The organism is Spiroplasma sp. hy2 (assembly GCF_044714365.1).
Lineage (GTDB): Bacteria > Bacillota_I > Bacilli_A > Mycoplasmatales > Mycoplasmataceae > Spiroplasma > Spiroplasma phoeniceum.
In genome coordinates, this window is the sequence record NZ_RXFZ02000007.1 from 1 (window position 1) to 14,674 (window position 14,674).

The following is a 14,674-nucleotide window of genomic DNA, read 5'->3' on the forward strand; positions in this document are numbered from 1 at the left end:
TAWTTCTGTAATTATTTTTTTCATTAATTATTTACCTCCATATATTAAAAATATACCTAATTTTAGGTATATTTTATAAATATCAAGAGTTTTCGACAAAATTAAAGTAAATTAATATTATGTTCTTGCAAAAAGATAATTTTTTCTAACCGTGATAATTGCTTAAAAGCGGCTTCACGTTGCATTGCTGCAGAACGAGTTGCATATTCTTCACTATAAATTATTTTGACTGGTCGTCGTTTTGCTAAAGCGGTATATTTTGCCCCAATGCCCATATTATGTTCTTTTTCGCGCCGTCTTAAATCAACCGTATAACCAGCATAGAGTGTTTCATCAGCACAGAATAAGACATAAAAATAATGTTTTTGCATCATATTGCTAAACCATCGTTTCAAAATCAAGCACCTTGTCAGCTCAATTAACATTAAAATTAATATCATGCGTTGTAATTAGAACTGTTCCATCAAAGGCTTGAATTGTTTCTAACAATGCTTCTTTGGCCAAAACATCAATATGGTTCGTTGGTTCATCTAAAATTAGTAAACTACATGGTTGTAAAGATAATGCCGATAACCGAACCTTTGTTTGTTCACCACCCGACAATTTTGTCATCTGATTTTGCATTAAAGTACTTTTAACGCCAAAGTTGGCTAAAATACTTCGAATTCGCCCTTCTTCCAAGTCTGGATATAAATTTTTTAAATATTCAATTGGTGTCATATCCATTAATTGTTCAATTTGATGAAAATACGCAATAACTACTCCATTACCAATTTTTAATGTTCCACCTAACTTAGGAATATTTCCTGCTAAAGTATTTAGAAAGGTTGTTTTTCCAATTCCATTATATCCTCGCACAATACATTTTTCACCATCACGAATATCAAATGTTAATGGCTTAATTAAAGGAAACTGATATCCTATTGCTAATTGCTCTGCACTAATAATAGTTGTACTAGCTGGTCTCTTATATTTAAAAACAAATTTTGGTTTTGTTAATTCATGCCTTTTATCCATTACCTCAATTTTATCAATTTGTTTTTGCCGTGACTGGGCACTTCTTGCTGTTGAAGCACGCGCCTTATTTTTTGCGACATAAGTTTCCAATTTTTTAATTAGACGTTCTTGCCCTTTTTGTGCTTTATCATATTGTTCATTTTTTAATTCACTTAATGCTAAATATTGTTGATAATTACCAACATAGCGATTAATGCTTAAGTTTTCAATAGCATAAATCACTTTTGCTACTTTATTAATAAAATCAATATCATGTGAAACAACTAGAAACGCTTTTTCATAATTTTGTAAAAATTTGGCTAATCATTCAACTTGTTCTAAATCTAAAAAGTTAGTTGGTTCATCTAATAACAAAAAATCATTTTCTGATAATAATAACTTTGCTAGGATAACTTTTCCTCGTTGACCACCCGATAATTCGGATAATTTAACATTCAATTTTTCTGGATCAATTCCTAAACCATCAACTAAACTACGAATTTCCTTATCAATTGTTTCAAAACCATTTTGATCTAAGTGTTCTTGTAATTTCAGTGCTTTGACAAGTTCATCTTCATCATAATTAAGACTCATTTTTTCATAAATTGCATGAATTTTTTCCTCAATTTCAAATAAATGTTGATATGTTAATTTTAAAAATTGATCAACTGTTAATGTTCCATCTAACTCTTGGTGTTGGTCTAAATAACCAATTTTTACTCTTGGATGCAACTCAATGTTTGCTTCATCAGGAGTAAGTTTTCCATAAATAATACTTAATAATGTTGTTTTCCCTGTTCCATTTGCTCCAATTAAAGCTAAATGTTCACCTTTATTAATTCGAATTGCTGAATTTTTATATAAAACTTTCCCACCGTTAGCATGACTTAAATTTTCAATATTAATTAAACTCATTTTAACCTCAATCTTTTATTCCAAGATATAATTATATCTTATTTTAAGAAAAATAAAAAGAAGTTAAATCACTCAAGGTTAACTTCTGAAAATAAAATCTTATTTATTATTTTTTATTATTAATTATTTTTACTAACCCTAAAAAAGTTTTCGGTTCTAAACTAGCACCGCCAACCAAAGCACCATCAATATCTGGCTGAGCTAATAATTCTTGAATATTTTCCGGTTTAACACTGCCTCCATATTGAATCCGTATCATATTTGCTACTACTTCATCATAAAGATTAGCAATTTTTGCTCGGATTATTGCACAAACATTTTGTGCAATCTCAGCTGTTGCTGTTTTCTCTGTCCCAATTGCTCAAATTGGTTCATAAGCAATAACAATTGTTTTTGCATCTTCAAAATCAATACCTTGTAATGCTTTTTCAATTTGTGTTTCAACAATTTGCTGTGTTTCATTGTTTTCATATTGTTGTAATGTTTCACCGCAGCAAATAATCGGCACCATCCCTTTTGCTAAGATTTTTTTTGCTTTTAAGTTTACTGTTTCATTTGTCTCATTAAACATTTCACGACGTTCTGAGTGTCCAATAATAACATGTGTAATCTTTAAAGCTTGCAACATTTCAACTGAAATTTCACCAGTAAAAGCCCCAAAATCTTCATAATGACAATTTTGAGCCGCAATAATTAAATGATGCGCATGTTGTTTTGCCACTACTAAATTAATAAATGGTACTGCAATACCAGCTTCAAGTTTTAAATCATGACATACATTATCAACTTGTTTTAAAAAGTCAATTGTTTCATCCGTTGTTTTATGCATTTTTCAATTTCCAATAATAATTGGTTTTCGCATTCTTCTCCCTCGTTTCTATCTAACATTTTAATTATATACTTAAATTTTAATGATTTCTTAATAAAATACTTTAATTTTGTCGAAAACTCTTGATATTTATAAAATATACTTAATTTTAGGTATATTTTATAAATATCAAGAGTTTTCGACAAAATTAAAGGAAAAAAGTAACTAAAAATAAAAAAATTCTTTTTGTTTCAAGTGCTGGCCATTCTCATTTAGATTTATACCGTTTATTAAAAAAACATAATTTTAAAGTTTATATTCTTCTTGGTGGATGAAAAAAAGTTCATCAAACTGATGAACTTGACAAAATTCTTACTTATAATCTTATTGATTAACATTATTAATCAATGGGGTTTTTATTTTTACTTTACCAGCAGGTGGTGTTGCTTTATGCCATAATAATAATTCATTAATACCTCATATTACTAATGTTCCCCCAATAATAATTAATAAACTATATAAAGTTTTATGATTACTACTATAAGCAAAGAAATTATACATAATATAACCTATTGAACCTATTAACAAGAAAAGAGAAAAACCAGCATAATAATACATTCCTTTTACTTTTGCTACTTCTACTCGCTTTGTATAACGATTAACACAAACAGCAATAATTAAACTAATATAACATAGAAAAGCAGTAAAACTAACGGCATTAGAAGAAAGATCTAATAAATACATTGGATCACCTATAACGCCAAGACTAAGTCCCATTAATATTAAATTGAAACAAACAGTAATTGCCATTTGAATCAAACCAATTTGTTGATAACTTAATTCTTTCTTTCCAATATAAACAAGATTTTCTTCTTGCACTGTATTTCCAAATGAAGGAGCTACAAAGGTTAAACCATTAATACTCATTAATGCTGTTAACATAATAAATCACATTAAGACTTTTGCAATTGGACCACCAAGGAGATTTTTAAATAAAGTAAAAACACTACCATCATTTGTTCCTAAAAACAAAGAAATAACTTCTAAAATATAAAAAATAGTAATAAATAACATTGCAGCAAATAATGCTTTTGGAACAACATTTTTGTTAGAAACTTCTTTTTGTAATCCTGCAGCATAAATAAAACCATCAAATGAAAATAATACTGGTAAAATCCCCATAAAAAAGTTACCAAACTTTAATTCCCTATATTTATCAAAAACATTATTTTCAATTGAAGCAACAAAGCCTATAACTAGACTAACTAGTAAAGGAATAAATTTAATAAATGTTCCAATTGTTTGAACTCATTTACCAACATTTCGGAAAAAAATATTTATTAAGTAAAATAAAATTAAAATAACAAGGCCAACAGCACTCGCAATTATATGTTGTGTTTCCTTACTAATGCTTTGCACTTCTAGTGCATCAAACATTGCATTAATACTAAAAATTGGGAAAAGACCTAATAAAATTGGAAAATAAAAAAAGATATAAAATAATGCTATTAAACTACCAACTTGCCGACCAATTAAAATATTAGCCAATGATGGTAATGTCCCATGTCCACTTTTAGTTTTTACTGATGTAACTTCAATAAAGACCATAATCATTGCCATTCCTAAAATTCCAACTAAAATCCATAATCCAATTGATAAATAAGGATTTTGAGTAAAATATAAAAGATGTCCTTCTGAATTATCATTTTTTAAATAAATTCCAATTCCAATTGTAATTCCAACCGCTGTTGAAAAAACAGTTAAAAATTCAAAAAATTTAACGTGCTTTTTAGGCTTTCCCATTAGTTTTTCCTCCATTTTTAATGACCTATTTTAATAAAAAATAATAAATGAATTATAACATAAATTATTTTATATTTTCATAATATTTTTTCTTAATTTCACGAAATAAGTGGTTTACTCCCGATTTTGAAATTTCAATACTAGTTTCATTTTCTAATAATGCTGACAAATCTTGCAACGATGCATCGGGATAAGCAATTCGTAATAAAGCTACTTTTTTGGTATTTTCATTTAGTTCATCAAACAAATCATGTTCAAGTAAATAATTAATCATTGCAACTTGTTCTTCCCCAGCTTTAATTGCTTTTTGTTGATTTGAAATTTCAATATTATTTAAACGATTAATACTATTAACCATATCCCTTGAAATACGAGTATTTTCAAAAGCAAGGACACTATTAATTGCATCAATTAATTTTAAGAAATCTGAAACTAAAATTGATTTTTTTAAATAACAAACATAACGATCATGACGGACAATTATCTTAAATGGAAAATGAAATTTATGCAATAATTTTTGAAAATATTGTGCTGAAACTTCATCATTAAACTGAACTTCTAAATGATAATTACTTGTTTCTGGTGAATTAACACTACCACAAGCAACAAAAATGCCTGCAATATAAGCACGTTGTTGTCGTTCATTTCATTCCGATGAGATGGCAACAAATTTTTGATTAGTTTCTGCATCAAAAATTTGTAGGTCTTTTAATATTTCAGTAGCTCGTTCTTTAATTCGTAAACTGAAGGTTTTGCTATTTTTTAATTTTGTGCCTTGAACAATAATGATGTCAATTTTAACTTGATATAAATTTTTTAAAAACGTATAAATTGTTCGAATAATTATATTACTAATTGAGGTTACTTCAAAGTTAAAAAAATGATTACTAATATTTAATGTCATATTATATTTAACAAAACCAGTTAAAAAAGCTTTCTGACACATTTGGTCAAATTCTTTTCTAACAATTTCCTCTTTTACTTCCAACGCAAAGCTCATCTTTATCCCCCATTCTAATTTAATAATACAGAAAAACCACTACTTTAGCATAGTGGTTTATTAATTACCCTTTTTGTTTAAATTCTCGAATTTCTTGTTCTGAATCATGAAACGGTTCAGCTTGAATATCACCATCAATTTTGCGAATAACAACATTTGATAATTTAATTACAACTTCATGTGCAATTGATAATTGCATATGCTCAAATAATTTTGCAGCTTCTTCAACATAAGCGTGTAATGGATTTGTTTGAGCATAACTTCGTAAGTAAATTCCACTTCGTAATTTACTTGCTTGATCAATATGTTTTGTTCAATAATCATCAAACGAAGTAATAATTGCACTTCGTTCAATTTGATTAATAACATCAGCAGGAACATCTTCTGTTCGCGCTAAATAAAATTCATTCATTTTTGTTGCCACATATTTACCAACTTCTTCTCGCTTCATTTTTTCCATGGCTGCTTTATCTAACACATTAACTGCAACAACTTTATCACTAATCCCCTTAATTAAGTCATCATAATGAATAAATCATTCCCCATGCGATTCATTACCAAACATTTTGGTTAAATCATAAGCTGCCGAATATTGCATTTTTTTAATAATTGGTTTTAAATCAGTTGCTGTTAAAATTTGATCACGTCGTGCATACATTGCTTCACGATGTTGTGCTAAAACATTATCATAATCTAAAATATGTTTTCGTTGATCAAAATTCATTCCCTCAACTTTTTTTTGTGCATTAGAAATTGCTCTTGTTAACATTCGTGATTGAATAAAATCCGAACCTAACGAAGCAAAAATTCGACGTAGGCGATCCCCACCAAAGCGCATCATTAATTCATCATCCATCGCAACATAAAAGCGCGAAAAACCAGGATCTCCTTGTCGTCCTGCTCGCCCTCGTAACTGGTTATCAATTCGACGTGCTTCGTTTCGTTCAACTCCAAAAACAGCTAATCCTCCAATTTCTTTAACACCATCACCTAACTTAATGTCTGTTCCCCGACCAGCCATATTTGTTGCTAAAGTAATAGCTCGTTTTTCACCAGCTTTTGCAATAATGTCTGCTTCACGCTCATGATTTTTCGCATTTAACATTTCAAATTTTAAGTTAGCATTTCGTAAATAATGCGACACAATTTCTGATGAATCAACTGAAGTTGTTCCAATTAAAATTGGTTGTCCCTTTTGATGCAAAGCAATAATTTCTTTCATCATTGCTTGCATTTTTGCATCACGATTTGCAAACATATAATCAGCTTCATCACGACGAATTAATGGGCGATTAGTTGGAACTTGAATTACACGCATATTATAAATTTTAATAAATTCTTCTTCCTCTGTTTTTGCAGTACCAGTCATCCCACTTAATTTATTATATAATCGGAAAAAGTTTTGGTAAGTAATTGTTGCCATTGTCACTGTTTCTTCTTCAATATCAACACGTTCCTTTGCTTGTAATGATTGTTGCAAACCATCACTATAAGCACGTCCCGGCATTAAACGGCCAGTAAACTGATCAATTAAAATAATTTCATTATTTTGAACAACATATTCAACACCATTTTTAAAAACAAAATTAGTTTTTAAAGCATTTAGGATTAAATGGTATAATTCAGTATTTTTAATATCAAATAAAGAATTAATTGAAAAGATTTTTTCTGCTTTAGTAATTCCTTCTGGAGTTAAATAAACTTGTTTTGTTTCTAAATCAATTTCAAGATCATTCTCTCGTGATAATGATTTTGCAAAATGATCAGTTGCTTGATATTGCGGTGTTCGGTTTTGACGTCCCCCCGAAATAATTAATGGCGTTCTTGATTCATCAATTAAAATTGAATCAGCCTCATCAATAATGGCATAATTTAATCCTCGCTGGACTTTCTCGCTGTAAACTTTTACCATATTATCTCGTAAATAATCAAATCCTAATTCAGCATTAGTAGTATAAGTAATATCACAACTATATGCTTCTCTTTTTGCATCTTTAGTAATATCACGAGAATTTAAACCAACTGTTAAACCTAAAAAACTAAAAACTTGACCATTGATTTCTGAATCCCGTCTTGATAAATATTCATTAACAGTAATAACATGAACACCCTTACCAGTTAAACCATTCAAATATGTTGGCATTAAAGCAGTTAAAGTTTTTCCTTCCCCTGTTTTCATTTCAGCCACATCACCTTCATGAAGAACAATGCCCCCAATTAGTTGGACACGATAAGCATGTAATCCTAAAATTCGACGAGCTGCTTCACGGGCAACAGCAAATGCTTCAACTAAAATATCATCTAATGTAGCACCTTCTGCTAACTTTGTTTTAAATTCATTTGTCTTTTCTTTTAATGCATCATCAGACAATGCTTGCATTGTTTCATCTAACGCCATAATTTTATCTGCTATTTTCCCATGTTTTTTTACAATTTTACGATCGCTAACTGCCATTCAACTATCTCCTCTATTCTATATAATTATAAACATTCACATTTATTCTATCATAAAAAACAATAGTTGGCATAGTTATTCCATTTTGACAAAAAAACGACATTTTGTCGTTTTATTATATTATTTATTTTGAACAGCTTCAATACCATGCAGTGGTTTCCCTTCCATATATTCTAAGCTAGCACCACCACCAGTTGAAATATGCGTAAATTTATCTTTATATCCTAATTGAATTGCCGCTGCAGCTGAATCGCCTCCTCCGATTAAAGTAAAGGCTCCTTTTAGTTCAGCAATTACTTCACAAACAGCTTTTGTTCCAATACTATAATTTTTAAACTCAAAAACTCCCATTGGTCCATTTCAAGCAACCGTTTTTGCATCCGCTAATTCTTTTTTAAATAATTCAATTGTTTTGGGACCAATATCTAATCCCATATAACCATCATCAATATCCAAACCTGTTGTAACTTTTGCTGGTACATCAGCAAATTCAGGTGCTTCTAATGCATCAATTGGTAAAATAATTTTTCCTTTTGCTTTTGCTAAAAAGGTTTTAGCAATTTCAACTTTATCAACTTCTAATAATGAATTTCCAATTTTGTGACTTTGAGCAGCAAAAAAAGTATATGCCATTCCACCACCAATTAAAATCTTATCTGCTTTTGTTAATAAATGTTCAATTACCCCAATTTTATCGGAAACTTTTGCTCCACCAATAATAGCAACAAATGGTTTAACTGGATTGTCTACTCCTTGTGACAACATTTTTACTTCTTTTTCCACTAAAAATCCTAAACATGATTCAGCAATATTTTCTGCAATCCCAACATTTGAAGCATGAGCACGATGCGCAGTTCCAAATGCATCATTAACAAAAACATCACCTAAACTTGCTCAATATTTCCCTAAAGCATAATCATTTTTGCTTTCTCGTTTTGCAGTTGCTTTACCATCACTATCAACACTAATTTGACCATTACTACTAATAATATCAGCAAAGCGTGTATTTTGAAATAAAATTACATCTTGATTATGCATTTCATCAATAGCTTCTTCCAATTGTTTTCCTTCAAAAACATTAATAAACTTAACTGGTTGTCCTAATTTTTGTTCTAATACCTTTGCCACTGGCGCCATATCACGTTTTTCTAAATCATCAGCTGTTTTAACTTTCCCTAAATGAGAAAATAAAATTACTTTTGCTTCTTGTGCTAACAAATATTTAATTGTGGGTAAAGCTGCAGTAATCCGATTATCATCAGTAACTTGCCCATCCTTCATTGGCACATTAAAATCAACACGAACTAAAACTTTTTTTCCTTTAACTTGAACATCTTTTAATTCTTTTTTGTTTGTCATAAATCCTTCTCACTTTCTTTTTTATCTTTATCCAATATATATCTTACCGCAAAAAATACATTTTTAATGACAACTATTAAGGTATTCTAAGGCAAATTGCGCTGCTTTTGCTCCATCACTAATCGCAGTTGCAATTTGTCGTAATGTTGTATTTGTCACATCACCAGCGGCATATAATCCTGGCAATGCTGTTAAACATTTATTATTAACAATAAAATAGCCTTCTTCATTTAAAACTCCTAAGTTTTTTGCAAAATCACTAACTGGAATCGCCCCAATATATGGGAAAATAGCACTAACTGGTAAATTATCAATTTTACCTGTTTTCACATTTTTAATAACAACTGTTGTCACCCGTTTTTCGGTCACATCCTTAATTTCAGTTACTATTGTATCAACAATAAAATTAATTTTAGGCTGTGCTTTTACTTTATTCACAATATTATTATCAGCACGAAATTCATCATGACGATGAATTAGATAAACTTTATTAACAAAGCGCGCTAAATAAAGAGCTTCTTCAAGAGCAGCATAGCCTCCCCCAACAACAACTACATCTTTTTCTTTATATAAAGCGCCATCACAAACTGCACAATATGAAACTCCATGTCCTTCTAATTCTAATTCACCAGGCACTCCTAATTTACGTTCAACTGTTCCGGTTGCAACAATAACTGCTTTTGCTAATAAGATTTTTTTTGAAAATAACTCTAATTTAAACAAATTATCTTGTCTTATAATATTTGTCACACGATCAGCAATATATGGGATTTTTAATTTTTGGGTTTGTTCAAACATTTTCATGGCTAATTCATAGCCTTGAATATTATCAAAACCAGGATAATTTTCAATTTCACTTGTCTTTGTTACTTTTCCTCCTGGTGCTCCTTTTTCAATCATTGCAATATTTGCCATTGCTCGTGCAGCATAAATTCCTGCTGTCATCCCACCAGGACCAGCTCCAATAATTAAAATATCATATATTTCATTAGTATTGTTTTTCATATAATCATCCGCCTTTTTTTCATTTTATAACAGCTATCCATTGGGCAAATAATATTAAAATAATACCAATTACAATCATTAAACTAAGAATAACATAATCCAATGTTCGCATATTTTTTAAAAATAAATCATGATCATCTCGTTGTGTTTCTAAAATAATCCGAATGAAATTATAACCAGCAATATACATCCCAGTTTTAATTCCACAACGGAAAATTTTTAAACGATGAGGGTTTTCTATTTTTTCTAATTCTCGGACATCAGCTGTAAAAATTTGTTTTAATCGTGCACCACAATATTTCCAGTGTGCTTTCATCACTTGTTTTTTTGTCATCTTATGTTTATTTTTAAAATAAACTTTTTTCAAATTTACTTGTTGTGATAAATTATTAACAACCATTGGATCTGGTTTGATATCATAATATCATTTTGCTCAAACACCTTTTCACGATAACTGCATAAAATCTGGTTCTTCTTTTTTAAACCTTCAATAATAACTATAACGAAATATTAATGGTAATGCAATCACAATTAAGAATCATAATAAAATATTAGCCAATGATTCATATAGAAAAATTGGTTGAAAATATTGCACATTATTAAAATCAGTTGGGTCAACAGGGTTTCCATTAATCCCAATTGCCTCTGTTAGATGAAAATTATTTGGTACCGGAGTTGGGACATATCATTTAAATAAATTATCACGAATAAAACTTGGCAATCACATTAATTGTTCGCGTGCAATTGGTGCTCCTAATAATTCATGATTAAAAAAATTACCTCATCGCCCAATTGCTTGTGCTAACAAAATATTTGGAGCAATTAAATCAGCATATACTCATAACGAAATATTATGTTTTCGTGATTCAAAACCAAATCAAATTCAGCCGGCAATTAAACCAAAAATTAGCCCCCCATGAATACTCATTCCTGGTTCTCAGAAAGCAAATAATGTAAAAAAGAAAATTGGATTTTTAACATCATATTTACCAAAAAAACTAGCCCCTAATAAAGCAATCGGTGTAATCACAAAAATTCCTCAGTAAAATCCTTGCGTTGGAATATCACGTTTACGAAAATTAATTCATGATAAAATAATGGTAATTGCAAAACCACAAAAAATTAAAAATCAATAAGGACGAAATCAATTTCCATAAGTATCGTGGGCAATTCATGTTGCTAAATTCACGTTATAAACTCCTTCTCAATTCTATTTTGAATATTCTTTAAAACGATCTTGTAAAATTTGCATCGAAGAAATTCCTGCTTCATCTAATTTTAATTTTGAAACTGCTGTCTCAACTAATTCACTAACATTACGCCCATATGTAACTGGAATTGTTACAATTGGTACCTTTGTATCTAAAATTTTAATATGTTTATACTTAGATCCTAATCGGTCAATTGATTTATATTGTTCATCATCTAAATGAATTAATTCAATTACTAAATCAATTTTTGATTCATCTAATAACACTTGCAAACCATAAATTTTACTTAAATCTAAGATTCCTAAACCACGGACTTCAATTAAATTTTTTAACATTTCATGTGATTGCCCATATAATCTATTATTTCGTTGCTGAATAATAATCCGATCATCACCAACAAACAAATGATTTTTTTTAATTAATTCTAATGTCATTTCTGATTTTCCAATTCCTGATTTTCCTTTTAATAAAATTCCTTTTCCAAAAACATTAATTAATGATGCATGTTCTTCTGTTACTGGCGCGAAATGTTCATCAAAAAATTCTAATACCATTTGATATAAACGACTTGTTGTAATATTGCTTGCACGAACAACTGGACAACTATGTTTTTCCGCAATTTCTAATAATAATTTATCAGTAAATTTTTCCGTTAAAATAATCATTGGAATATTTTCATTTAAAATATACTCATAGCGCTCTCTTCTTTCTTTTTCACTTAAGGTATTCACAAATAATTGCTCTTTATTTGATAACAAAACTACCCGACGATTACTATTATTTTTTTCAAAATCAAAGCCAGCTAATTCTAATCCTGGTCGATTAAGACCATAAATTTTAATAGGTCGATTAAGACCTTCCCTTCCAGCTAACACCTCGTAGCCAAATTTATCAACAATATCTTTTACAATAAACTTTGTCATTCCCAGTTCCTCCCTGTAAATTAATACTATCACAAATCATTATTCTGCTTTAATTTCAATAATAATATCGCGTAATTCTGCAGCTCGTTCAAAATCAAGTTTTTTACTTGCCTCATACATTTTTTTTCGTAAATCTTGTAGTAATCTTTCTTTAGCTGTTTTATATTCTTTTGATTTTTTATTTTTAATGTTATGTAATTTATCATCTTGACGTTTAATATTAGTATAATCACGAATATTCTTAATAATTGTTGTTGGAGTAATATGATATTTCAAATTATATGCCTCTTGAATTTGCCGACGGCGAGCAGTTTTTCGCATTGCTTTTTGCATTGATTCAGAAACACTATCAGCATATAAAATAACATGCCCAGCCGCATTCCTTGCAGCACGACCAATTGTTTGAATTAAACTTCGTTCATTTCGTAAAAATCCTTGCTTATCAGCATCAAGAATACAAATTAATGATACTTCTGGAATATCAATTCCTTCACGAATTAAGTTAACACCAACAATACAATCATAAACTCCTTTTCGTAAATCCAATAAGATTTGACTACGTTCTAAAGTTTTTAATTCACTATGTAAATATGCAACTTTAACATTTTGTTCTTGTAAGTAACTTGTTAAATCTTCTGACATCCGAATTGTTAAAGTAGTAATAAAAACACGTTCATTTTTTTTCCGACGAATTTTTACTTGTTCAATAATATCATCAATTTGTCCTAATGTTGATTTTACTTCTACGGTTGGATCTAATAATCCCGTTGGACGAATAATTTGTTCAACCACTTCATTATTTACTAAACCTAATTCATAATCACCCGGCGTTGCTGAAACATAAATAACATTTTTTAATTTTTGATTAAATTCATCAAAATTTAAGGGACGATTATCTAATGCACTTTTTAAACGAAAACCATAATTTACTAAGGTTTCTTTTCGACTTCGATCTGTATTATACATTGCTCGAATTTGTGGCAATGACATATGTGATTCATCAATAATAGTTAAAAAATCTTGGCCAAAAAAATCAATCAAAGTATAGGGTGCTTCACCTTCTTCACGTAAATCTAAATGTCGTGAATAGTTTTCAATTCCAGAACATATTCCACTTTCACGAAGTAAATCTAAATCATATTCAGTTCGTTGTTTTAAACGTTGTAATTCAACAATTTTTCCAGCTGCTTCTAATTCAGATAAGCGAACTTTTAATTCTGCTTCAATTTGTTTAATTGCTTCAGCTAAGCGTTCTGGAGAAGTAATATAATCTTGCGCTGGAAAAATTGTTAATGTTGATAACCGCTGTGTAACATCACCAGTAATTCTATCAATATAAGCTAAATCATCAATTTCATCTCCAAACAAATCAATGCGAATAAAAGTTTTAACATTTCACCCTGGAACAATTTTAATTACATCACCTTTAGCACTAAAACTGCCTGGAATCAATTCAATATCATTACGAACATATCCTGATGATACTAAAAAATTGGCTAAATCTTTTTTACTAATTTTTTGATTACGATTAATTTGCAAAAAAGATTTTTTATATTCATTTGGATCTTGTGCTCCATAAATTGCAGCAACAGAAGCCACGACAATAACATCTTTACGAGTTGTTAAAGCATTAAAAGCACTTAACCGCATCATGTCTAACTCCATATTTTGGCGAGCATCTTTATTAATGTATAAATCTTTTCCTGGCAAATAAGCTTCCGGTTGATAAAAATCAAAGTTTGAAACAAAATACTCAACACGATTTTCTGGAAACATTTCTTTTAACTCAACATATAATTGCATTGCTAATGTTTTATTATGTGCCATCACCAATGTTGGTTTTTGATAATTTTCAATAACATTTGCCATTGTAAATGTTTTTCCAGTTCCCGTTGCTCCTAATAAAACTTGATGTTTTTTATTTGCTAATAAATTGGTAGTTAATTTTTCAATTGCCAGGGGTTGATCACCTGCTGGCAAATAATTTGATGTTAATTTAAACACTATTTCACTACTCCTTTATAATTTTGCTCTTCTATAATTATATCAATCTTCCTTATAATTATTTTAAAAATAAAACTTTAATTTTGTCGAAAACTCTTGATGAAATAAAAAAAATCATCAATATGACAATTTGAAAACTAATTTTGTGTAAGATTATACTTTTGCTTTAAATTTTTTAAACGTTAAAATATAATA

11 protein-coding genes are annotated in these 14,674 nt (G+C 29.4%); all 11 read right to left on the reverse strand.

All coding sequences use genetic code 4. The features are described from left to right. Positions 1-101: 101 nt before the first annotated feature. The 11 genes from EHV01_RS00660 to uvrB all read right to left on the reverse strand — a co-directional run bounded on the left by EHV01_RS00660 (position 102) and on the right by uvrB (position 14,479). On the reverse strand, positions 102-374 hold the full coding sequence (locus EHV01_RS00660) for a GIY-YIG nuclease family protein (RefSeq protein ID WP_422065749.1): 273 nt from the start codon (positions 372-374) through the stop codon (positions 102-104). A 4-nt stretch (positions 375-378) separates the two neighbouring features. Beyond that, positions 379-1,911, reverse strand: a complete 1,533-nt coding sequence (locus tag EHV01_RS00665) for an ABC-F family ATP-binding cassette domain-containing protein (RefSeq protein ID WP_422065750.1) — start codon at positions 1,909-1,911, stop codon at positions 379-381. Between the two features lie 106 nt (positions 1,912-2,017). Continuing rightward, positions 2,018-2,773 (reverse strand): triose-phosphate isomerase, encoded by a 756-nt coding sequence (tpiA, locus tag EHV01_RS00670; protein ID WP_400248414.1) that lies wholly within the window; start codon positions 2,771-2,773, stop codon positions 2,018-2,020. A gap of 330 nt (positions 2,774-3,103) precedes the next feature. Then, positions 3,104-4,522 (reverse strand): APC family permease, encoded by a 1,419-nt coding sequence (locus tag EHV01_RS00675; RefSeq protein WP_422065751.1) that lies wholly within the window; start codon positions 4,520-4,522, stop codon positions 3,104-3,106. Between the two features lie 64 nt (positions 4,523-4,586). Beyond that, complete coding sequence (gene whiA, locus EHV01_RS00680) at positions 4,587-5,522, reverse strand: DNA-binding protein WhiA (protein WP_422065752.1); 936 nt, start codon at positions 5,520-5,522, stop codon at positions 4,587-4,589. Between the two features lie 64 nt (positions 5,523-5,586). Then, positions 5,587-7,977 (reverse strand): preprotein translocase subunit SecA, encoded by a 2,391-nt coding sequence (gene secA / locus EHV01_RS00685; RefSeq protein WP_422065753.1) that lies wholly within the window; start codon positions 7,975-7,977, stop codon positions 5,587-5,589. A gap of 120 nt (positions 7,978-8,097) precedes the next feature. Further along, on the reverse strand, positions 8,098-9,336 hold the full coding sequence (locus EHV01_RS00690) for a phosphoglycerate kinase (RefSeq protein WP_422065754.1): 1,239 nt from the start codon (positions 9,334-9,336) through the stop codon (positions 8,098-8,100). Between the two features lie 63 nt (positions 9,337-9,399). Next, positions 9,400-10,341: a thioredoxin-disulfide reductase gene (gene trxB, locus EHV01_RS00695; protein WP_422065755.1), complete on the reverse strand. Its 942-nt coding sequence runs from the start codon at positions 10,339-10,341 to the stop codon at positions 9,400-9,402. Continuing rightward, the gene (locus tag EHV01_RS00700) at positions 10,325-11,530 is read right to left on the reverse strand and encodes a prolipoprotein diacylglyceryl transferase (RefSeq protein ID WP_422065756.1); all 1,206 of its coding nucleotides are present in this window, start codon (positions 11,528-11,530) and stop codon (positions 10,325-10,327) included. The genes trxB and EHV01_RS00700 overlap by 17 nt, the downstream gene beginning before the upstream one ends. Positions 11,531-11,551: 21 nt before the next feature. After that, on the reverse strand, positions 11,552-12,475 hold the full coding sequence (hprK, locus tag EHV01_RS00705) for an HPr(Ser) kinase/phosphatase (RefSeq protein WP_126820689.1): 924 nt from the start codon (positions 12,473-12,475) through the stop codon (positions 11,552-11,554). 39 nt (positions 12,476-12,514) lie between these two features. Beyond that, entirely contained in the window at positions 12,515-14,479 is a 1,965-nt protein-coding gene (gene uvrB / locus EHV01_RS00710) for an excinuclease ABC subunit UvrB (RefSeq protein WP_422065757.1), read from the reverse strand. Positions 14,480-14,674 lie beyond the last annotated feature (195 nt).